General features: G+C 38.0%; 18 protein-coding genes and 1 pseudogene. 6 read left to right on the top strand and 13 right to left on the bottom strand.

The annotated features are described in order from the left end of the window. Positions 1–158 precede the first annotated feature (158 nt). The 3 genes from leuD to APB85_RS11520 all read right to left on the bottom strand — a co-directional run bounded on the left by leuD (position 159) and on the right by APB85_RS11520 (position 3,412). Positions 159–773: a 3-isopropylmalate dehydratase small subunit gene (gene leuD / locus APB85_RS11530; protein ID WP_057481572.1), complete on the bottom strand. Its 615-nt coding sequence runs from the start codon at positions 771–773 to the stop codon at positions 159–161. Further along, positions 774–2,156 (bottom strand): 3-isopropylmalate dehydratase large subunit, encoded by a 1,383-nt coding sequence (leuC, locus tag APB85_RS11525; RefSeq protein WP_057481573.1) that lies wholly within the window; start codon positions 2,154–2,156, stop codon positions 774–776. Between the two features lie 83 nt (positions 2,157–2,239). Further along, the gene (locus tag APB85_RS11520) at positions 2,240–3,412 is read right to left on the bottom strand and encodes a 2-isopropylmalate synthase (RefSeq protein WP_057481574.1); all 1,173 of its coding nucleotides are present in this window, start codon (positions 3,410–3,412) and stop codon (positions 2,240–2,242) included. Positions 3,413–3,559: 147 nt separating this feature from the next. On the opposite strand from APB85_RS11520, the gene APB85_RS11515 reads away from it, so the two are divergent. Continuing rightward, positions 3,560–5,104, top strand: a complete 1,545-nt coding sequence (locus APB85_RS11515; protein WP_057481575.1) for a hypothetical protein — start codon at positions 3,560–3,562, stop codon at positions 5,102–5,104. A gap of 3 nt (positions 5,105–5,107) precedes the next feature. Here the strand turns inward: APB85_RS11515 and APB85_RS11510 are convergent, their stop codons facing one another. From APB85_RS11510 to APB85_RS11495, 4 genes are read right to left on the bottom strand one after another with little or no spacing between them, the layout of a single operon-like run. Then, positions 5,108–5,827 (bottom strand): energy transducer TonB, encoded by a 720-nt coding sequence (locus tag APB85_RS11510; RefSeq protein WP_083482193.1) that lies wholly within the window; start codon positions 5,825–5,827, stop codon positions 5,108–5,110. A gap of 18 nt (positions 5,828–5,845) precedes the next feature. Further along, on the bottom strand, positions 5,846–6,544 hold the full coding sequence (locus APB85_RS11505) for an RluA family pseudouridine synthase (RefSeq protein WP_057481577.1): 699 nt from the start codon (positions 6,542–6,544) through the stop codon (positions 5,846–5,848). 50 nt (positions 6,545–6,594) lie between these two features. Further along, positions 6,595–7,413 (bottom strand): 3-methyl-2-oxobutanoate hydroxymethyltransferase, encoded by an 819-nt coding sequence (panB, locus tag APB85_RS11500; RefSeq protein ID WP_057481578.1) that lies wholly within the window; start codon positions 7,411–7,413, stop codon positions 6,595–6,597. Positions 7,414–7,473: 60 nt separating this feature from the next. Further along, positions 7,474–8,604: a glycoside hydrolase family 18 protein gene (locus APB85_RS11495; protein WP_057481579.1), complete on the bottom strand. Its 1,131-nt coding sequence runs from the start codon at positions 8,602–8,604 to the stop codon at positions 7,474–7,476. 62 nt (positions 8,605–8,666) lie between these two features. On the opposite strand from APB85_RS11495, the gene APB85_RS11490 reads away from it, so the two are divergent. Continuing rightward, positions 8,667–9,125: a nuclear transport factor 2 family protein gene (locus APB85_RS11490; RefSeq protein ID WP_057481580.1), complete on the top strand. Its 459-nt coding sequence runs from the start codon at positions 8,667–8,669 to the stop codon at positions 9,123–9,125. A gap of 4 nt (positions 9,126–9,129) precedes the next feature. On the opposite strand, the pseudogene APB85_RS11485 reads toward APB85_RS11490, so the two are convergent. The 4 genes and pseudogenes from APB85_RS11485 to APB85_RS11470 form a co-directional block, all read right to left on the bottom strand. After that, positions 9,130–10,014 (bottom strand): annotated as a pseudogene (locus APB85_RS11485) (formylglycine-generating enzyme family protein). A gap of 394 nt (positions 10,015–10,408) precedes the next feature. Further along, positions 10,409–11,413, bottom strand: a complete 1,005-nt coding sequence (locus APB85_RS11480; RefSeq protein ID WP_057481583.1) for an alcohol dehydrogenase — start codon at positions 11,411–11,413, stop codon at positions 10,409–10,411. Positions 11,414–11,486: 73 nt separating this feature from the next. Then, a complete protein-coding gene (locus tag APB85_RS11475) occupies positions 11,487–12,107 on the bottom strand; it encodes a CPBP family glutamic-type intramembrane protease (RefSeq protein ID WP_057481584.1) in 621 nt (206 codons plus the stop codon). Positions 12,108–12,406: 299 nt separating this feature from the next. Beyond that, positions 12,407–13,840, bottom strand: a complete 1,434-nt coding sequence (locus APB85_RS11470; protein WP_057481585.1) for an L-serine ammonia-lyase — start codon at positions 13,838–13,840, stop codon at positions 12,407–12,409. 250 nt (positions 13,841–14,090) lie between these two features. Between APB85_RS11470 and dnaK the strand changes: the two genes are divergently transcribed. After that, complete coding sequence (gene dnaK, locus APB85_RS11465; protein ID WP_057481586.1) at positions 14,091–16,019, top strand: molecular chaperone DnaK; 1,929 nt, start codon at positions 14,091–14,093, stop codon at positions 16,017–16,019. 193 nt (positions 16,020–16,212) lie between these two features. Continuing rightward, positions 16,213–16,602, top strand: a complete 390-nt coding sequence (locus tag APB85_RS11460) for a hypothetical protein (protein WP_057481587.1) — start codon at positions 16,213–16,215, stop codon at positions 16,600–16,602. 42 nt (positions 16,603–16,644) lie between these two features. Here the strand turns inward: APB85_RS11460 and APB85_RS11455 are convergent, their stop codons facing one another. After that, entirely contained in the window at positions 16,645–17,916 is a 1,272-nt protein-coding gene (locus tag APB85_RS11455; RefSeq protein ID WP_057481588.1) for an NRAMP family divalent metal transporter, read from the bottom strand. Positions 17,917–17,961: 45 nt separating this feature from the next. Then, positions 17,962–18,597, bottom strand: coding sequence for an alpha/beta hydrolase (locus tag APB85_RS11450; protein ID WP_057481589.1), 636 nt, complete (start codon positions 18,595–18,597; stop codon positions 17,962–17,964). Between the two features lie 314 nt (positions 18,598–18,911). Between APB85_RS11450 and APB85_RS11445 the strand changes: the two genes are divergently transcribed. Both APB85_RS11445 and APB85_RS11440 read left to right on the top strand, forming a co-directional pair. Beyond that, positions 18,912–20,762 carry a motility-associated ABC transporter substrate-binding family protein gene (locus APB85_RS11445; RefSeq protein ID WP_057481590.1) on the top strand — a complete coding sequence of 617 codons (1,851 nt, stop codon included), beginning with the start codon at positions 18,912–18,914 and terminating at the stop codon, positions 20,760–20,762. 130 nt (positions 20,763–20,892) lie between these two features. Continuing rightward, positions 20,893–21,312, top strand: a complete 420-nt coding sequence (locus APB85_RS11440) for a PaaI family thioesterase (protein ID WP_057481591.1) — start codon at positions 20,893–20,895, stop codon at positions 21,310–21,312. Positions 21,313–21,314 lie beyond the last annotated feature (2 nt).

Genomic DNA, 21,314 nt, shown 5'->3' with positions numbered 1-21,314 from the left:
GTGGTTATTTTTTAATCCGAAACCGTCTTAGACTTATAACTCTCGTCAAGCTGTCCCGAAACTTCGGGATTGTTTAAGCTTCCAACGTGTTTAATCAACTTAGTTCTTAAAACAAGTTCAGGATGACGTTTATTCCAGATATCTACTCATATTCAAATCTACAAGGCTGTGGTCCCTTCTAGTTTTTGTGATCTTTTCTGTTCATATTCTTTTATTGCATCCAGTTTGCTTACCAGAAAGTCTATATCGTCAAAACCATTGAGCATACAGGTTTTTTTATACGGATCTATCTCAAAGCTTTCTGAAATATTTCCCTTCGGAATACTAATTTTCTGTGCTTCCAGATCTACATTAATTTCTACGGAAGGATCTTTGGTGATTTCAACAAAAAGCTGGTCTAAAAACTTAGGACTTACCTGAACCGGAAGCAATCCGTTATTAAGAGCATTTCCTTTGAAGATATCAGCAAAATAACTGGAAACAACTACTTTGAATCCGTATGCTTTAATTGCCCAGGCCGCGTGCTCCCGGCTGGAGCCGCAACCAAAATTATCTCCTGCTACTAAAATAGATCCTTTAAATTCAGGCTTGTTTAAAACAAATTCAGGATTTGGCTCGTCGTTGTTATCAAAACGCCAATCCCGAAACAGATTTTCTCCAAATCCCGCTTTATCTGTTGCTTTTAGAAACCTTGCAGGAATTATCTGGTCGGTATCTACGTTTTCTATTTCTAAAGGAACCGCTGTATCGGTTAATGTGATAAACTTTTCCATTTAATTTAAGTGTTTTGTAAAGTCGGTTAATTTTCCTGAAACTGCGGTTGCAGCTGCCGTTAACGGACTTGCTAATATGGTTCTGGAACCCTGTCCCTGTCTTCCTTCAAAATTTCTGTTACTGGTAGAAACGCAATATTCACCGGCGGGAATCTTATCGTCATTCATTGCTAAGCAAGCAGAACAACCGGGTTGTCGTAATGTAAAACCGGCATTTTCGAATACTTCGCGAAGGCCTTCTGCTTCAATTTGTGCGGCCACCTGGCGTGAACCCGGTACAATTAAGGCATTTACATTTTTCGCTTTTTGTTTACCTTTTATATAAGCTGCTGCCTGTCTAAAATCTTCGATTCTTGAGTTGGTACAACTTCCGATGAAAATCCAATTTATAGGTTTTTCCAGTAAAGATTCTCCGGGTTTAAAGCCCATATAGGCCAAAGCTTTGGCGTCGCTTTTTCCACCTTCCATCGGGATTGCACCGGTAATTTTAATTCCCATCCCCGGATTTGTTCCGTAGGTGATCATCGGTTCAATATCTTCGGCATCAAATGAATATTCCTGATCGAACTCAGCGTCTTCATCGGTTTTTAGAGTTTCCCAGTAAGCTTTTGCTGATTCAAATTCTTCACCTTTTGGTGCGAATTCTTTGCCTTTTACATATTCAAAAGTAGTTTGATCGGGAGCGATTAAACCACCTCGGGCGCCCATTTCAATACTCATATTACAAACCGTCATACGGCCTTCCATAGACATTTCTTCAAACACATTTCCTGCATACTCGCAGAAGTATCCTGTACCAGAATTAGTTCCCAGTTTGCTTATGATATAAAGAATCACGTCTTTTGGTAAAACCCCTTTTTTAAGTTTTCCATTTACGTTTACCCGCAATTTCTTTGGTTTTTGGACCAAAACACATTGGCTGGCGAAAACCTGGGAAACCTGGCTGGTGCCAATTCCAAAAGCAATAGTGCCAAAAGCGCCGTGAGTAGAGGTGTGGCTGTCACCGCAAACCATTGTCATTCCTGGTTGAGTAATCCCAAGTTCGGGAGCCATTACGTGAACAATCCCGTTGTAAGGATGGCCAAGACCATAAAGCGTAATATTATTTTCTTCGCAATTTTGGGTTAACTCTTTAAGTTGCTTTCTGGACAATAAATCTTTAACCGGTAAATGTTGATTTTCAGTGGGTGTATTATGATCGGCCGTAGCAACAATCTGGTCTGGTCGAAACACCGAAATGTCACGTTCCTTTAGCTCATTAAAAGCTTGCGGACTCGTGACTTCGTGTATTAGGTGTTTATCGATATATAAAATATCGGGCCCATCTGGTATAGATTCTACCACGTGAGCGTCCCAAATTTTATCGAATAAAGTTTTCTTCATTTGTTTATAAATTCTATCCCAAGCAGGGAATTCATCACAGGTTTATAATTCTTTCCTGTGCTGCCATTTTTGCGTTCCGCATCTTAGGCGATTGCTCTTATTCTTCTTTCGGAAATTTGCATAATTTCGTGGATATCATGGTCCTCAACACATCTTCGCGCATCGGCATAATTCAAAAATTCTGCATAGACTTCATCTAATTGAAGTTTCGTTAAATTATAGCCCATTTTTTTGGCTTTATGTGCTAAAGCTGCTCTTCCGCTTCTTGCAGTTAAAACAATAGCCGATTCGGTAACTCCAACTTCTGCAGGATCAATAATTTCGTATGTTTCACGATTTTTGATCACTCCATCCTGGTGAATTCCTGAGCTATGTGCAAAGGCGTTAGCGCCTACAATGGCTTTATTTGGCTGCACGAACATTCCCATTTCTTTGGAAACCATACAACTGGTATCAAAAAGAAATTTAGGATCTATTAAAGTATTTAAATTCAAATTAGGGTGTTGTCTCAAGATCATAACGACTTCTTCTAAAGCGGTGTTTCCTGCACGCTCGCCAATACCATTAATGGTACATTCTATCTGGCGGGCACCATTCATCACTCCCGCAATGGCATTTGCCGTAGCAAGACCTAAATCGTTATGGCAGTGACAGGAAATTCTAACCTTGTCAATATCTTTTACATTATCTTTTAAGTACTTTATTTTTCTTCCATATTCTTCAGGAAGGCAATATCCTGTAGTGTCAGGAATATTTAATACCGTGGCACCTGCCTTAATCATCTCGGTACAGACACGAGCTAAAAATTCGTTATCTGTTCTACCGGCATCTTCGGCATAAAATTCAACATCATCTACAAAATTTTTGGCGTGCTTTACCGCGGCAACACCACGCACAATAATTTCTTCTCTTGTGGAATTGAATTTATATTTAATATGAGAATCTGAAGTGCCAATCCCAGTATGAATACGAGGCTTTTTGGCATATTTTAGGGCTTCAGCAGCAACTTCGATATCTTTTTTTACAGCACGGGTGAGTCCACAAACGGCGGCGTTCTTAGCCAATTTAGAGATTTCGTAAACCGATTGAAAATCGCCGGGACTGGAAACAGGAAAACCTGCTTCAATAACATCTACTCCCAGCTCATCAAGGCGAGCAGCTATTTTTAGTTTTTGGGCTGTGTTTAATTTACAACCTGGAACCTGCTCTCCGTCTCGTAACGTCGTGTCAAAAATTTCTACCTTTTCTGTGCTCATAAGAGATTTATTTTACTTTATCTTTAACTAAAGTATTGCTTATCTATACACTCCAGACCTTCGCGGATTAGGTCATTACGATAATTAAACTAAAAATAAAAATGTAATATCACTGTAAATCAGTGTTTTATAAACGATTGTGTTACAATGACTAATGATTTAACCGATAACTTATTTTCTTTAATTAAGTCGCTTTCGCCTTCAGAAAAGCGACAGTTTTCGTTGTACGTAGGAAGAATTGGCGTGAATACCGATAGTAAATTTCTAAATCTATTTAGGGTAATGACTAAGCTGAAGAAGTATAATGAGAAGGAGATTCTTCAGAAAACCAAAATCAGTAAGCAGCAGTTATCGAATGTCAAGGCGCATTTATATAAACAAATTCTTATAAGTTTAAGGTTGAATCCTGCACATCAGAGCATTCCGGTGCAAATTAGGGAGCAATTTGACTTTGCTTATATTCTTTATAGAAAAGGGCTTTACAAACAGAGTCTGAAATTACTCGATAAAATAAAAGGACAGGCGCTGGAATACGAAGAGAAAAACCTGGCCTACGAGATCCTGGAGCTGGAAAAGATAATAGAGTCGCAATATATTACCCGAAGTATAGAAAACAGGGCCGAAAGTCTTATTCAGCAAACAGAAGATTTGAGCGAGCTCAATTTAATATCCAGCAAGCTTTCAAACTTATCTTTACAATTATACGCTATCTTCTTAAAAATGGGTTACGCCAGGACACAGGAGGAAGCAGATAGTATCAGGAATTATTTTTACCAGAGCCTGCCGGAATATAAGATCAAAGACATAGGTTTTAGGGAAAAACTATGGCTTTACAAGGCTCATCTTTGGTTTAGTTTTATCACACAGGATTTTTTGGCATGCTATCGCTATTCTATGAAATGGATAGACCTTTTTAACGAGCATAAGCATTTGGTGTCTATTCACCCTGTTTCGTATTTAAAAGGTAATCACTATTTACTAGAGTCTTTATTTTATCTAAATCATACCAATTTATTTGAAAAGACGCTGAAGAACCTTGAAGGTATGCTGAAGGAGTCTAAAATTCCAGATGATGACAATATAAAAGCCCTTGCTTTTCTTTATTTATATTCCAATAAATTGAATTTACGTTTTATGCAGGGGAATTTTGCAAATGGAGATGAACTGGTAGAAAAAATTCAGAAGCGAATAAAAAAATATAAAGACCGTATTGACGAACATCACATTATGGTTTTTTACTATAAAATTGCCAGTCTTTATTTTGGGGACGGAAATAATAAAAAGTGTATTGAATATCTCAATAAGATCATTAATAATAAATCCCTGGAAATGCGGGAAGACTTAATGTGTTTTGCCCGAATTTTAAGTTTGGTGGCGCATTATGAAGCAGGCCTGGATTATCATTTGGATCGCCTGGTAAAATCTACCTATAAGTTTTTGATTAAAATGAACGATTTGCACGAGGTGCAAAAAGAAATGATTCGTTTTCTTAGAAATTTACCAGAAGTATCGCCGCTTGAAATAAAAGATGAATTCAAAAAACTGCATAGTAAACTAAAGGAATTTGAAGATCATCCTTATGAACGTAGGGCCTTTCTATATCTTGATATAATTTCCTGGCTAGAAAGTAAAATACAAAACCGCCCTGTGGCTGATGTGATCGCTGAAAAAGCGGCTTTGGTGAGTAGATAGTGATTATTGAAACACAAGAGGAAGACCATAACTTACATTTACCTCCTCTCCAAATCGCTTCCCTGGTTTCCATTTTGGCATTTCATCTACAACCCGGTATGCTTCTACCATATATTCTGCCGGGGCTTTCTCTTCTATTTTTATATTAGTTGTGTTTCCATCAGTATCGATAGTAAACCTTACTACTACCCTCTGCATGGAATCATGATAAGTAGGTATTTTAATATTTTCTACTAGATACTTTTTTAAAGCCTTTTGCCCTCCAGGAAATTCCGGGGGAATCTGAAAATGAAAGTATTCAATTTCTTCTCCAGACTCATTCCAAACCTTCCCTTTTTTTAGCTTGTTTCGCTTAAAATAATCGTGTCTCCTTTTGATTCCATTTTTCCAGTATGCGACTAATTCACCGTGCATTTTTCCTTTCTTAAATTCTACCGAATGGAATAACTCTCCAGATTCATAAAAATGTTTATGTAACCCTTCATAAACTTTCTTTTCATCTTTAAGGTCATAAGATTGCTCAGCTTTTTTTGTGCCATCCGTAAAATACGTGGTTCTTAAAAATTCATAGTCTTTATCTGGAGTAGGAGTGATAATTTTAAAATATTTAGCACCTTCTTTCGTATCCAATTCCTGGTACTTACTATCCATATAAATGGTGTCCTGGGCAAATGAGGAAAATGAAATTGCGGTAAAAATTAAGCTTAGGTAAAAGTTATTCATAGGTGATTTAGGTAATTTTTAGTCTATGCAGTTATTCCAAAGTACTTCATCTGGAGGAGGCGCAATAATGTGAATTTCTTCTTTTTTTACAGGATGAATAAATTTAAGTTCCCTTGCGTGTAGGTGAATACTGGCATCTTTGTTACTTCGGTCAAATCCGTATTTTAGATCGCCTTTAATCGGGCTGCCAATTGCTGAAAGTTGACTCCTAATTTGATGATGCCGCCCGGTATGCAAATCTACTTCCAATAGAAAATAGTTATCCAGTTTTTTTAAAAGTCGATATTCTAGAATAGCTTTTTTACTTTCAGGAACTTCTTTAATATGTGCGTAAGATTTGTTTTGTTTCGGATTTCTCTTTAAAAAATGAATTAAAGTATCCGACTTTTTTGGTGGCGCATTCTTTACAATAGCCCAGTAGGTTTTTTGCGCTTTTTTTTCCTGAAAAAGTTTGTTGAGTCTGGGAAGAGCTTTGGAGGTTTTTGCAAAAAGTACAATTCCGCTGGTTGGTCTATCGAGACGATGAACTACCCCCAAATAAACATTTCCGGGTTTATTATATTTTTCTTTTAAATAAGATTTTACGACTTCGCTAAGCGGTTTGTCTCCGGTTTTGTCTCCCTGCACAATATCACCGGGTCGCTTACTTACCACGATGATGTGATTATCTTCAAAAAGTACCTGTAGGTTATTTTTATCTGAAATTGTTTTTTCCAAACTGGATATTTTATTTGCTTGTAAACTGCAATTTTTTACTGCTTACTGAACTAATATTGTTCGTCATCAGATGGGAACTTTTTGCTTTTTACATCGTCCCTATAACCTTCAAAAGCTTTAGTCATTTCGGTATGCAGATCGGCGTATCTTCTTAAGAATCTCGGGTTAAATTCGTGGGTCATTCCCAGCATATCATGAACAACCAAAACCTGACCATCTACACCATTACCGGCGCCTATTCCTATAACAGGGATATTTACACTTTCGGCCACTTCTTTTGCCAGTTTGGCTGGCACTTTTTCTAAAACTATAGCAAAACAACCAAGACGTTCTAACAACAGCGCATCAGATTTCAACTTTTCAGCTTCAGCTTCTTCTTTTGCTCTAACGGTATAGGTGCCAAACTTATAAATTGACTGGGGAGTTAAACCTAAATGTCCCATCACCGGAATTCCGGCGTTAAGAATACGTTTCAGGGATTCTTTAATCTCTTTTCCACCTTCAAGTTTTACAGCGTGTCCGCCGCTTTCTTTCATAATCCTAATAGCCGATCTCAAAGCTTCTTTAGGATCACTTTGGTAACTCCCAAAAGGAAGATCTACTACAACAAGCGAACGATTTATAGCTCTTACCACGCTGGTTGCGTGATAGATCATTTGGTCTAAAGTAATAGGAAGGGTGGTTTCGTGTCCCGCCATCACATTACTGGCAGAATCTCCCACAAGAATTACGTCTATCCCGGCGCCATCAACAATTTTTGCCATTGAATAGTCGTAAGAAGTCAGCATCGCAATCTTCTCACCATTTTTCTTCATATCTACGAGCGACTTAGTAGTAACTCTTTTATATTCTTTCTTAGCTACAGACATATTTTCAATTTTGGAAGGTAAAAGTACAAAAACACTCGGTTTTAAGGCAAGAAGCTGGTTTTATTGTTTTTTTAGTTCAGTATAAAGCGTTTTTAATAATTCGCCATCGTCTCCGTGGTATTGCCAAAACATAGCTCCGCCAAGATCATTCTCTTCAATAAACTGAACTTTTTCCTTTATAGATCTGGGATCATCATACGTGATAAAGGTGCCGGTATCTTCGCGCCATAAATACGGTGCTTTAGCCGTTTCATCCCAAAAACGCCTGTAATTACTTGTTTTTAAACTGTCTTTTAATTCCCGATAATTTATACTAAAAGAATTTCCGAAAGCTTTTTGGTGAAGACCTGAGTTTTGGTTTTCAGTTTCGTGCCAACCTCTCCCATAAAAAGCCATTCCTATAACAAGTTTTTTTGAAGGAGCGCCAGCCTCCAAATGTTCTTTTACCGCAGTTTTAGTACTCTGTTTATAATCATCAGGATTGGTTTCTGAAATAAATAAATTGGTATGATGCGAAGTAGAATCGTTCCAACCTCCCTGGTAATCGTAGCTCATAATATTTATAAAATCCAGGTGAGGATGAATCTTATTTAATTCAACGTGCTTTAAATATTCCTCATTTGCAGCGGTTGCAATAGTTAATAGGTAATTTCTATTATCGATTTCGCCGACCGAGTCTAACTTTTTCCTAAAAAGCTTTAAGATAGCGGTAAAGTTTTCTTTGTCATTTGGAGAATGAATATTTCCTGCTCCCGGTTGCCCCGGATATTCCCAGTCTAGATCTATCCCGTCAATTTTATGTTTTTGAAGAAAAGAAATGCCACTATTGGCAAATTGCTCCCTGTCATTTTTTGTAGCTACTGCTTCAGAAAAACCACCAGACCAGGTCCAGCCTCCCACCGAGATCAGGATTTTTAATTCAGGATTATCTTTCTTCAATGTGTTTAGTTTCTTCAAGCGTTCTACATCTTTTGGATTTCCCTCTATAATTTTTCCGTCTTTAATATTCGCAAAAGCGTAGTTGATGTGCGTAAGCTTTTCCGGAGAGATTTCATCGAATTTATCATCTACATTTCCGGCAACAATATAACCTACAATCTTCTTTGAATTTTGCTCCTGAGCTTGTAATTGGCAGGTAGTGAGAATCATTCCTACCGATAGGATAACCAAGATGTTTTTTACAATTTTCATAATCTAAAACCTTGAGAGTGATATTTTGAAATACTAAGTTAGCGTTTAAATAAGAAGATTTAATGAAGAAGTTATTGTTAATAGGTCTATTCCTAATTTCCCAGGGGGCCTGGAGCCAAAAGAATACAGACACAGAAGATATTAAGATTTTAATTGAAGACTTTTTTGAAGCTTTTCACGCCCAGGATTCTACTGCGCTAAAAGAATTTGCTCATCCAGAAATTAAGATGCAATCGGTGGCTATTGATGCCCAAGGAAATACCAATTTATCTACCGAAGACTATTCTGGTTTTTTAAAATCTATTGCTTCTATCCCAAAATCTACAAAATTCAGAGAAGAATTGACCGATTTTAAAATCAATACTAACGGAATGATCGCCAATGCAAGTACGCCATATAGATTCTTTTTAAATGATGAATTAAGTCATTGCGGGGTAAACACTTTCCAATTGATGAAGTCTGAGGGCAAGTGGAAAATTATTTACCTGGTAGACACTCGCAGTAAATTAGGATGTAAATAAAATTTTATTCTACATCTTTTACACATCTGAAGCCTAAATGTTCCAGGCCACTTTCGGGTGTAGAGCTCATTCGGGCTGCGTTTCTATAGCCGGTACAGTAAGATTCGCTGCATAAAAAAGAACCTCCGCGAATAACTTTTTGCTGCTCTTCATTAAAATATTCCTTGAAATAACCATCGGAGCGTTGTTCCAGTTTTGAATAGGCATTGGGATAATAAGTGTCTAAAACCCATTCCCAAACATTTCCCGAAACTTCAAAAAGTCCGAAAGCATTAGGAGGAAAGCTTTTTACCGGGGAAGTTTTTTCAAAATTGTCTTTTACTTCATTGAGACTAGGGAAATCACCCTGATGAAAATTAACAAACTCGGTAGCTTTTTCAAAGTTATTTCCCCAGTGATAAATTTGATTTTCTTTTCCTCCTCGAGCCAGGTATTCAAATTCTGCTTCGGTGGGTAAGCGTTTGCCCGCCCATTTCGCATAAGCCATAGCATCATACCAGGAAACCTGCACTACGGGATGATCTTCTTTACCTTTAATATTGCTCTCGGGACCTTGCGGATGTTTCCAGTTGGCACCTTCTTTAAACTTCCACCAGACCTGCGGATGTTTCCAGTTGGCACCTTCTTTAAACTTCCACCAGACCTGCGGATTTTCGGCATCAAAAACCATGGCACCGGGAGGAAAGCTCTCCCCTTTAATTTCAAAACTGCGCTCGGCGGTTGTTACGTAGCCGGTTTCTTAAACAAATTTTCTGAACTCAGCATTAGTCACCTCGGTTTTATCTACCCAAATTGTTTCAATTGTTTCTTTATGCTGCGGAAATTCATCGCGCCTTGTTTGTGGCGAATTTCCACCCATCATATATTCCCCTCCTTCTATTTTTAGCATTCCGGAGGTTGAAACTGAATCGCGTTCTTCTATCGCTGCAATTTCTTCCAGATATTTTTCGTGATAAGATTTTTCAGTTCTTTCAATCTTTTCTGCGGAAGTTTTAACCTTCTCTTTTTCCTGATTTTTACAGCTGAAAAATGAACAGAAGAGACAGGTGACGATGAAATATTTTAGAAAGGAGAAACGCATTAGTAGATTTTCGGCTAAAGATAAATAAGTGAATAGAAATGATGAAAATTAATAAATCCACGAATGCACTAATTTCATTTCAGAAAAGAGCTTTATAAAATTATTATTTGTGAATTCGTGGCAAAATTGTAAAAATAAAAAACCACGAAATTCAAGATTAGTATTTGAAAATTCCGTGGTAATTTTATAAAATCAAAGCTTATTATGGTTTTAAAACCACTCTAAACCGCGCTTTATTATTGATCATTTTATCGTAGGCTTCGCTTACTTTATCCAGCGGAAATTCTTCTATTTTTGGTTTTGTACCCGTCATGGCGCTAAACTTTAAAGTATCTTCAGAATCCATAGCGGTACCACTTGGCCAACCCGCAACAGATTTTCTTCCCATTAGAAGTTCCATTGGCGAAACTTCAATAGGATCTCCGGTTGCTGCTACCATTAATAGTTTACCGTCTATTCCCAGGCCACCAATTACAGAGGTGATTGCTTCGCTATTGGGTGCAGTGGCCAAAATGAGTTTAGCACCGCCCATATTTTGTAATTCCTTGGCCGCATCTTTCTGTTTTGCATTTATAAAATGATGTGCGCCTAATTCTTCAGCTAGTTCTTTTTTGCTGTCACTGGTAGAAATGGCTACGGTGCGCATTCCCATTTTAGCAGCATACTGAATGGCCAAATGGCCCAAACCGCCAATTCCCTGAACGGCAACGGTGTCGCCAGCGGTAATTCCTGAATTTCTCAAGGCATTAAAAACCGTAATCCCCGCACAGAGCAGGGGAGCAGCTTCAGCAGAAGATAGGTCTTCCGGAATACTGACTACCGCTTCCTGTGGCGCAGTCATAAATTCAGCGTAACCACCATCGTAAGAGATCCCGCTTATTTTTGCGTTTTCGCAGCTTATAAAATCGCCACGTCGACAGGGTTCACACTCAAAACAATGCCCGCCGTGCCATCCAACGCCAACGCGCTGGCCTTTTTTCCAGTTGTTTACACGAGAACCAACTTCCTCAACGATTCCTACAACTTCGTGGCCGGGAACACGAGGATATTCGATCCCCGGAAAAGCACCATCTTTTACAAAAGCATCGCTGTGGCAAATGCCACAGGCTTCTACTTTAATTAAAACTTCGTTCTCTTCTGGTGATGGTTTGTCTATTTCAACAACGTGAAAATCACCGCCTTTTTCTTTTACCTGTACAGCTTTCATAACATTTTTTTAGTTGGACATTGAAGTTACAAAAAGCTTAAAAGCTTCTGTTTTAAGTCTTTGTTAAATAAGCTTATAAAAGCTTTGGAAGCAGGAAGAATACTACAATTCCGTTATTCATGGCGTGCATTGTGATGGGCCAGAGGAGATTTCCGTTTTCGACTTTTACTTTTCCGAAGAAATACCCGGCGATAATTCTTGGGAAAATTAAAAGGAATAAAATCAGGTCAAATTGCCAGCCTTCAACGTAATTCCAAATATGAACCAAACCAAAAAGAGCAGCGGTAAGTAGCCATATAAATCTATAATTTCGGTATAGAATTATACGGAATACTCTAAGAAATCTTGAAGGTTTAAGAGATTGCAAAAAAAGAAAAATGATAATAGCCGATAAAATTACCAGGCCATATTTAAGTAAAGAATGCGCTTCCTGCGGAATAAAACCCAGGCCTACAAAGGCAAGTACCGCACAAATAAAAATATAGATTTCGGTAAAAGAAGGTTTAATCAGTGTCCTAAACATACTTTCTTCTAAAATGGGCGCTATAACAACCGCCATAAGAATAAATGCCAAAGGACTTTCATCCATTAAATTGAATAGTTCAGTTTGCTGGTATTTCTCGAGGTCTAATTCTGGTAAAAATGTATTTAAAAATCCCAGTAAAAAGAAAAACAGAAAATAGGTCCCAATCATTAGCCAGTAATTGCGCAAGAGATTGCTGACTTTAGGCGGAATTTTAGGGAACTGCAAGATTTTTATTTTAAATATTACTGCAATTTAAAACTGTCTTTGTTTTAAGCCACGAATTCACGAAATTTTTATTGAAAAAATTTTACTACTTCGCAATGCCGGGAAGAGAGAACAGGATAAACTCAGCAAGCAGTTTAAAGTCTCAGCGGACTTTTAAAAAAATAAACCACGAACGAAAAACGCCAAATTTAAAACCCACAACTGGGACCCATAACTGAGAACCCACAACAGAGAACGGGTAATTAACAATCACTTAAACTCACCTTTACAGCAAGCCCGCCTTCTGAGGTTTCTTTATATTTTGAATTCATATCTTTTGCCGTGTCCCACATTGTTTCAATCACTTTATCCAATGGAACTTTTGCTTTGGTAGCATCACTTTCCAGGGCGATCTCAGCAGCGTTAATGGCTTTTATGGCGCCCATTGCATTTCTTTCAATACAAGGTACCTGTACCAAACCTGCGATAGGATCGCAGGTTAATCCAAGATGATGCTCCATAGCGATCTCTGCGGCCATTAGCACTTGTTCCGGTGTGCCACCAAGCAATTCTGTTAATCCGCCGGCAGCCATTGCCGAGGATACGCCAATCTCTGCCTGGCAACCGCCCATAGCGGCAGAAATCGTTGCCCCTTTTTTAAAGAGACTGCCAATTTCACCGGCAACCAGCATAAAGCGTTTCATATCTTCAAAAGTCGCCTTGTGATTTTCTATGACCATATAATACATCATTACTGAAGGTACGGTGCCGGCACTACCATTTGTTGGGGCAGTAACTACACGACCCAAAGATGCATTTACCTCGTTTACACTAATGGCAAAACAGCTCACCCATTTAAGGATTTGCCTGAACTTTACCTCAGTTCTTCTAATAGCAGTTATCCAATCTTCGGGCGAATCATATTTTTCTTCGCCAATAAGGCGCTGGTGCATTTCAAAAGAACGGCGTTTCACATTGAGTCCGCCGGGAAGGGTTCCTTCGGTATGACAGCCAATGAACATCGATTCGAGCATCACATCCCAAATTTGTTTTAAGCCGGCATTTATTTCTTCTTCGGTTCTAAGGGATTTCTCGTTTTCCAGAACTATTTCAGAAATAGGTTTGTTTTCAGCTTTGCAATAGGCGAGGAGTTCTGTAGCTTTTTCTATGGGGTAAGGGAACTCCATAAATTTTTTCATCTTCTTGCTGGCGTTTTTACGTTCTTTCTTTACAACGAATCCGCCACCGATAGAATAAAAAGAAGAAGAGGTTTTTTTACCGTTTTTCAGTTTAGCCCGAAATGTCATTCCGTTAGGATGAAATTCAAGGAATTTCTTATTAAACTTAACATCATTCTCAATGCTAAAATTGATCTCTTTTTCCCCGTTAAACTGAAGTTTTTTTGTTTCCCTGATCTTCTGAATTTCGGGATCAATTACCGAAATATCCATAGTTACGGGATCGTGACCACAAAGTCCTAAAACAGTAGCAATATCTGTAGCGTGACCTATTCCGGTAAGGGAAAGAGAGCCATAGAGATCTATATGTATTTGTTCTACGTCATCAAAAGTGCCTTTTTGCTTTAATTCTGCAATCCAGCGTTGTGCTGCACGCCAGGGGCCTAAAGTATGAGAACTGGAAGGGCCTACGCCAACCTTCAACATATCAAAAACGCTAATACATTCAATTTTTCGCATCGTATAACTCCTATTTTGCTGCAAAAATAAGGATTTGTTAGTATGAAGCAGAATGAATTGAAAAAAGATTAAAACGATTTCGTAGCGAGCAAAATGCGAAACGAGTCAGCGATTCTCTTATAAAGCGCAGATTTGGCAAGTACTTTCAGGAATAAATGACAACCTGTCATAAGTTTTCTGCTGGCATAATGATTGACTTTAACACATCGAAGAATTGAAATCAATAATATAAAATTCAACGTATAAAGTTATGAGTAAAATAATTGGAATTGACTTAGGTACTACCAACTCTTGCGTTGCCGTAATGGAAGGTAACGAGCCTACGGTAATACCTAATGCCGAAGGAAAAAGAACTACACCTTCTGTAATCGCATTTGTAGAAGGTGGCGAAATAAAAGTTGGTGACCCGGCTAAGCGTCAGGCAGTAACTAACCCAGAAAAAACTATTTCGTCTATTAAACGTTTTATGGGGAACAAATATTCTGAATCTTCTAAAGAAGCAGGAAGAGTTCCTTATAAAGTAGTAAAAGGTGATAATGATACGCCACGTGTAGATGTGGATGGAAGAAAATATACTCCGCAGGAACTTTCTGCAATGGTACTTCAAAAAATGAAGAAAACCGCAGAAGATTATCTTGGACAGGATGTAACAGAGGCGGTAATTACCGTACCTGCATACTTTAACGATTCTCAGCGACAGGCTACAAAAGAAGCTGGTGAGATCGCTGGTTTAAAAGTAAGCCGTATTATAAACGAGCCTACTGCAGCAGCATTAGCTTACGGACTTGATAAAAAATCTCAGGACCAAAAGATCGCAGTTTATGACCTTGGTGGTGGTACTTTTGATATCTCTATCCTGGAATTAGGTGATGGTGTATTTGAAGTATTGTCTACAAATGGTGATACGCACCTTGGTGGTGATGATTTTGATGAAGTTCTAATCGATTATCTTGCAGATACTTTCCAAAAGGCTGAAGATATTGATCTAAGAAAAGACCCAATGGCACTTCAGCGTTTAAAAGAAGCTGCTGAAAAAGCTAAAATTGAGTTGTCTTCTTCAAGTCAAACTGAAATTAATTTACCTTATGTAACGGCAACTTCAAGCGGACCAAAACACCTTGTAGAAACTATTAGCCGTTCTAAATTTGAGCAGTTAGCTTCAGAATTGGTAACCCGTTCTATGGAGCCGGTTAAGAAAGCACTTAGCGATGCAGGTCTTTCAAAAAGTGATATCGATGAGGTAATTCTTGTTGGTGGTTCTACCCGTATTCCTAAAATTCAGGAAGAAGTAGAGGCATTCTTTGGTAAAAAACCTTCTAAAGGTGTAAACCCAGATGAGGTTGTTGCTATTGGTGCAGCTATCCAGGGTGGTGTATTAACCGGAGATGTAAAAGATGTATTGCTACTTGATGTTACTCCACTTTCTTTAGGTATTGAAACTATGGGAGGAGTTAACACTAAGTTGATTGAATCTAACACAACGATTCCAACCAAGAAATCACAAACATTCTCTACCGCGGCCGATAATCAGCCTTCAGTAGAAATCCACGTGTTGCAGGGTGAGCGTCCAATGGCAGCAGATAATAAAACAATTGGTAGATTCCACTTGGACGGAATTCCACCAGCGCCAAGAGGAACTCCTCAAATTGAAGTGACTTTTGATATTGATGCCAATGGTATCATTAAAGTAAGTGCTACCGATAAAGCAACTGGAAAATCTCAGGATATCCGAATCGAGGCTTCTTCAGGATTAACAGAAGAAGAAATCGAGAAAATGAAGAAAGAAGCTGAAGCAAATGCTGATGCCGATAAGCAAGCCAAAGAAAAAGTAGATAAGCTTAACGAAGCTGATGCTATGATCTTCCAAACTGAAAAGCAGTTGAAAGAATTTGGCGATAAGATTTCTGAAGATAAGAAAAAGCCGGTAGAGGAAGCTTTAGAAGAATTGAAGAAAGCTTACGAAACTAAGGAGCTTGATCAAATCACTCCTGCTTTAGACAAATTGAACGAAGCCTGGAAAACAGCTTCTGAAGAAATGTATAAAGCACAAGCTGAAGCACAAGGCGGACAAGGTGGACCACAACAGGGTGCTACCGGAGCTGAAGGCGGACAGCAAGCTGGAGGAGATTCTAAAAGCGGAGACGACGTAGAAGATGTAGATTTTGAGGAGGTGAAGTAAGCAGAGAGCCATTTTTCATAGCGCTTTGCGCTAAAGAAAAATGTGCGAATCGCTAATCCCGATAAAAGTCGGGATTTTACAACTCAAATTTGAGCAATATAAAAAGCGCAATCATTCATTTGATTGCGCTTTTTTCGTTTTTACACGCAACCATTTGGTCATTTTTACATCTACTATATAAATATCAACAATTATGAAGAAATTTATTCTATTAACATTATTCTTTTCAGCAACGATAATTTCTTGTACCAATAATGATGATGAAGTAATTGCAGATTCACAACTAGAAGTTCAAAACGCTTGCACTGCAGAAAACCCATTAGAATTAGAATGGATGCAAGATTTAATTACGGAATTAAATTGTGGAGAATATGCCTGTAAGGTTGCTATTTTAAAAAGTGAATATGAAGGTGAAACAGTTTTTTATACTCTAGTAAACGACCCGAGGTGTAATTCTGTAGGCGTTAGGCACCTTTATAACTGTTTTGGCAAAAAGGTAAAAGAGTTTACAGACGAAGAAAGCCGGGCGTTTTCAAATAACGTAGAACGCGAAGTTGAGGAAATCTTTAGTTGTAATGGATAGATGATTAAATCTTAAGAAACCCAAATTTGCAAGAATTGTGTTTTAACTCAAAAATGTATAATACAAATACACGAAATTAAACACCACTAAAAGAGCGAAACAAATCAAGCTGAAAACTCTGTAATTCTTTCCCGGGCGGTGTTTTTCAGGCATTTGCTTTCCTGTAACTAATTTATAATTAAACCAGGCTAGAAATGGTGCAGATAGAAATGAAAGTCCGGCGGCGAAATCTACCAAAATGGTAAAAGAACCAGAAAGAAAATACAAAATAGAAAGCGAAAGAACCGGGATAATGAAAATGGAAATTCGGTAAATTTTCCATTTCTCTTTTTTGTCTTCAGGTTTTTCTTTTTCTGGGTTTTTTAATTCAGAAATTACTCTCGGGTAAGCATCAGTAACTGTTAGAACTGTACTTAACATGGTAACAAAAGCTGCTACAGAGATCAAAGGCTTGCTCCATTCCCCAAGAGTTTTTCCGTACAGTTCCACCAACTGGCTCGAGAATTCTACACTGTTGCTGGAAAACGAAGTACCGCTGCCAAACATGACTAAAACGCCTAGCAAAAAGAATAATAATCCAATAAAAGCAGCCGAAAGATAGCCCACGTTAAAATCGGCAAAAGCACCTTTTACTGAAATCTTCTGTTTATTCTGAACCGCCTTTTCTTTGGTCCAAATGGAGTGCCAAACCGAAGCATCTAAAGGTATAGGCATCCATCCCATAAAAGCAATTATAAAACCTAAACTAGCAGTAGTCCATAGCGAAGGCGATTCGGTAGTTAGTGCATCATTCACTGTTCCCGCCCCAAAAGCCATAATTACAGCAGCAAGAGTGGCAAAAGTCAATAAAGTGACGATCACCTTCATACTTTTATCCAGGCCGGGATATTTTCCTATTAAAAGTAAAGCGATACACGCAATAAGAATAATCCCACTCCAAAGAAAAGGGGACCAGCCAAAATTGAATAGTCGCTCGGCTAAACCTGCGGTAACAATGGTCACTGCGGCCTGTATAATAAACATATTTCCTATCGTAATCAATATATAAATCCAGTATGGGAATTTACCCAGTTTTTTATATCCGGTAATTAGGTGATTTCCGGTACCGGCGGCAAGCCTGGGGCCAAATTCCAAAAAAGGATATTTTGAAATGCAGGCTATAATCAAAACCCAAATTAAAATAAATCCATAATCTGCCCCTGCTCGGGTGGCTTGTACCAAATGAGAAACTCCAATAGCTGCTCCAGCTAATAAAAAACCAGGGCCAATACTTTTTAAGATGGAAGTTTTAGAAGAAGTATTTTTCTGTTTCATTTAGAATATTAAACCGTTACAAATGGGGGCAGCTGAGGAAAAGATTTATGTAAATTCCGCAATTATTTCTGTATTAACTTCGTGCCCGCCGTTAAATGTTTTTATTTCAAAATTATTAGGAAATAATTCTTTTAGTCTTTTTTCCTCCACTTCGATAATTCCTTTTTTTAGGTATTCATCTTCAGTTCCATAGATAAAGGTGAAGTTTGTATTTTTTAAAAATTGAAAGTTTTCCCTCTCTAATTCCGCAGGAACTTTTCCCGAATGCATAATTAATTCGTCACAATTAATCTTTCGTTTGGCAATCCAACGTGTTGCCACCGAAACGCCCTGGGAGTAGCCTAAAATTATTAATCTTGGTGCATTTTTTAGATCTTCAGCCTTATAAACTTCGTCCAGATAGTTAAGAACATTTTCTGTTTCGGCTTCAGTACGCTCTTTAGTTAGCCAGGAGGCGCCCACATGTTTGTACTCGTTTTTTAGGTAATATTTAGACTGCGCTTGCGGAGCGATAATATAATTTTCTTCGGTATTTAGATGATTAAAATGCCTTAAAAAATACCTGCTCAAATAACCAATTCCGTGGCAAACCAACCATACCGTTTTTGTTTTTTCAGTAAAATTGTTTAAAACGCTGTAGGTGTTGGTGATTTGATAAGAAAGCTGCTTTTCGGTGCTCATTCTGGTAGTTAGTTTTTATAAAAAAAATCATTTTTGCCAATATAGGCAAGCGACTGATATTATCATCTATATAATTTTTAAAGCTTCTTGAAATTTGGGGGAAACCCGTATATGATTTTCTTCTAAATCAATCTACATTTATTATAGTTTTTACTGCCCTGTATTTAAACACTTTACATCTTGCCTCGATATTGTTTTGCAGGTTTTACTTTTTATAAAGTACTGTTTCATTAATTAAGATTTTATCCCTCTTATTTTTAGTACGTGAGGGGACTAAGAACAGAATATTTATTAACCATTTAAATAATTTAAATATGAAAAATTTTAAATTCAACGTGATGATTTTGGCGCTTTTTGCCCTTATTTTCACTTCTTGTAGTAAGGATGAGAACTCAGGAGTCGAGCAACAAGTTTCAGATGAAGTAGCCGAGCTGTACTTAGGTCCAGTGCTTAATGCTGAGATAAGAAAAGCTCTCCAAAAACAAGAGGCCGACCTTCCTGAATGTTCAGATGATGCACCAGCTTATGCACAAATTTCTTTGGTATATGGTGATGCAGATACTCCTGTAGATGTTATTGTGCCCATAATAATGGATGGAAATGATTTGTTTACAGCTTATGATGAAGCTCTGGAAATTCCTGTGGCGTCAGGCGAAACTACAGTGTCTGTTACCTTAAACGATTTTCTTGTATGGAATGACGATGGAGGTGCTCCAGGAGAAGTAATATGGGCAGCTCCCAAGACTGGAAGCGATTTTGGAGGCATCGTTTCTCAATCCCTTCCTTTTAGTTGGGATTTGAGAGCGGGATCCAAAACCTATACTGATGTTGAGGTATTGTGCTTTGATGACCGGGAGGTGAATCTGTATGGTTATCAATTCTTTGATATTATACCTGTCGAAATTTATGAATTCTGTGTATTTGCAAATTACTGTAACGATGCAGGAAGACATTTTACCGCTAATTATACTTTTGATATAACTTATATAGGTGATGATAACAATATTCCGTTATATACCGGCGAGATGCCAATGGCAGGAAATACAGAAGATGACGATTCAGGCGACTGGTATGCCGATCCTTTATGTTTAGCTATTCCAGCTCCTATATATGGAGAGGGACCCGATACTGATTATATTAGAGTTACGGCTACCCTGGCCAATTGGGATGCTAATTATCCTGCACCAGGCGCTGTAGATCCTATTTCTGCTGATTTAAGCTGGAACGAGGTACAAAGTTTCTTTGTAGATGATGACAACATGGATTACTGGCATATATTCTTTAATTGCGGAGATGATGATGGTGGTCAAAACGGCTCAGACGATGATGAGGATGGAGTACCTAATGATATTGATGAATGTCCTGGTACAGATCCTGGAGTAGAAGTGGATGAAGTTGGTTGCGAAAGTATTCAGGTGCCAGGAAGAGATGTAGTTGTTTTAAATGACGTTAATATTTTTGATAATGGTGCGATGGAGGATTCAGACAATGTTCAGTTTGTTAAGAACCTGATCAATTTTACCACTACTGGTGAGAGAAACGACGGAACTACCTTTATGTTTGATTTTGGTAGGAATTCCAGTTGTAACTTGTGTGTTCCATGGAGTACGATGCGTGATTTAATCCAGACCGAAGGTTTCACAATTTCTGATATAAGCTCGTCTAGCGGTACGCTTACCAATATTCCTGAGGAAGTAAAAATCATCATGCTTGTGACTCCTAATGTTCAATATACAGTTGAAGAGATCAATACCTTAAAACAATTTGCTTCAGAAGGAGGCAGAATCATCTTTATGGGTGAACATGAGGGCTTCTACGGCGCATCTGGGATCGCAATTGAAAACCAATTTTTGATAAGTATGGGCGCCGTATTAACTAATACTGGTGGCCAGGTTGATTGTGGTTATACTGTATTGCCCTCAACCTCAAACAGAGATCATCCTATTATGGCAGATATAGATGACTTAACTATTGCTTGTGCATCTGTAATAGAACCTGGAGAAGGAGATTTTCCTTTATTTTACGATTCAACAAATGAACTAGTATTAGGCGGGGTTGCAAAAATTGATACAGCTCCAATTACTGAGCTAGCGCAGGTTGAAAGATCGAAAATTAGACACTCTAATACTAAATTGCCTAATCCTTCTTCGTCAACTGGATATTAATAAATCATTTTCAAATTTTACAAAGCCGCTCTAAAGCGGCTTTTTTTATAGAATTTTAGCAGGAATAACTTTCATTTCGCTTATTCTCACCCGGTTTTGTACTTTTACAAAGTAACCAATCTTTTAAAGGATGACGAAAGAAGAAATGCTCGAGCTTTCCAAAAAAGTATGTAAAAATACCTTGATGGAAACTCTTGAAATTGAATTCACAGAAATAGGAGACGATTATTTAATCGCGAAAATGCCGGTGACATCCAGAGTGCATCAGCCCGATGGTGTATTGCATGGCGGCGCGAGTGTGGCTTTGGCAGAAAGTGTTGGAAGTATGGCAAGTTATGTTTTTCTGGATACTGAAAAATTTTATATTCGGGGGATTGAAATTTCGGCAAATCATTTAAAAAGCATATCAGAAGGTGTTGTTTTTGCCAGGGCTTCGTTTATTCATAAAGGCCGAACTACCCAACTTTTTGAAATTAGAATTACCGATGAAGACCAAAATCTTATTTCTATCGTAAAACTTACCACCATAGCGTTGCCTAAAAAGAATTAGAA

The organism is Salegentibacter mishustinae, from assembly GCF_002900095.1.
GTDB classification, from domain to species: Bacteria; Bacteroidota; Bacteroidia; order Flavobacteriales; family Flavobacteriaceae; genus Salegentibacter; species Salegentibacter mishustinae.
The sequence above is the reverse complement of the archived record's forward strand: the minus strand, read 5'-3'. Positions and strand labels throughout refer to the sequence as shown.

Bases quoted from the DNA above. Each gene is read 5' to 3' on its own strand.
- APB85_RS11520 (WP_057481574.1), bottom strand. From the start codon at position 3,412: ATGAGCACAGAAAAGGTAGAAATTTTTGACACGACGTTACGAGACGGA.
- APB85_RS11490 (WP_057481580.1), top strand. From the start codon at position 8,667: ATGAAGAAGTTATTGTTAATAGGTCTATTCCTAATTTCCCAGGGGGCC.
- leuC (WP_057481573.1), bottom strand. From the start codon at position 2,156: ATGAAGAAAACTTTATTCGATAAAATTTGGGACGCTCACGTGGTAGAA.
- APB85_RS11445 (WP_057481590.1), top strand. From the start codon at position 18,912: ATGAAAAATTTTAAATTCAACGTGATGATTTTGGCGCTTTTTGCCCTT.
- APB85_RS11510 (WP_083482193.1), bottom strand. From the start codon at position 5,827: ATGAATAACTTTTACCTAAGCTTAATTTTTACCGCAATTTCATTTTCC.
- APB85_RS11475 (WP_057481584.1), bottom strand. From the start codon at position 12,107: ATGATTGGGACCTATTTTCTGTTTTTCTTTTTACTGGGATTTTTAAAT.
- APB85_RS11460 (WP_057481587.1), top strand. From the start codon at position 16,213: ATGAAGAAATTTATTCTATTAACATTATTCTTTTCAGCAACGATAATT.
- dnaK (WP_057481586.1), top strand. From the start codon at position 14,091: ATGAGTAAAATAATTGGAATTGACTTAGGTACTACCAACTCTTGCGTT.
- APB85_RS11440 (WP_057481591.1), top strand. From the start codon at position 20,893: ATGACGAAAGAAGAAATGCTCGAGCTTTCCAAAAAAGTATGTAAAAAT.
- leuD (WP_057481572.1), bottom strand. From the start codon at position 773: ATGGAAAAGTTTATCACATTAACCGATACAGCGGTTCCTTTAGAAATA.
- APB85_RS11450 (WP_057481589.1), bottom strand. From the start codon at position 18,597: ATGAGCACCGAAAAGCAGCTTTCTTATCAAATCACCAACACCTACAGC.
- APB85_RS11495 (WP_057481579.1), bottom strand. From the start codon at position 8,604: ATGAAAATTGTAAAAAACATCTTGGTTATCCTATCGGTAGGAATGATT.
- panB (WP_057481578.1), bottom strand. From the start codon at position 7,413: ATGTCTGTAGCTAAGAAAGAATATAAAAGAGTTACTACTAAGTCGCTC.
- APB85_RS11515 (WP_057481575.1), top strand. From the start codon at position 3,560: ATGACTAATGATTTAACCGATAACTTATTTTCTTTAATTAAGTCGCTT.
- APB85_RS11470 (WP_057481585.1), bottom strand. From the start codon at position 13,840: ATGCGAAAAATTGAATGTATTAGCGTTTTTGATATGTTGAAGGTTGGC.
- APB85_RS11480 (WP_057481583.1), bottom strand. From the start codon at position 11,413: ATGAAAGCTGTACAGGTAAAAGAAAAAGGCGGTGATTTTCACGTTGTT.
- APB85_RS11455 (WP_057481588.1), bottom strand. From the start codon at position 17,916: ATGAAACAGAAAAATACTTCTTCTAAAACTTCCATCTTAAAAAGTATT.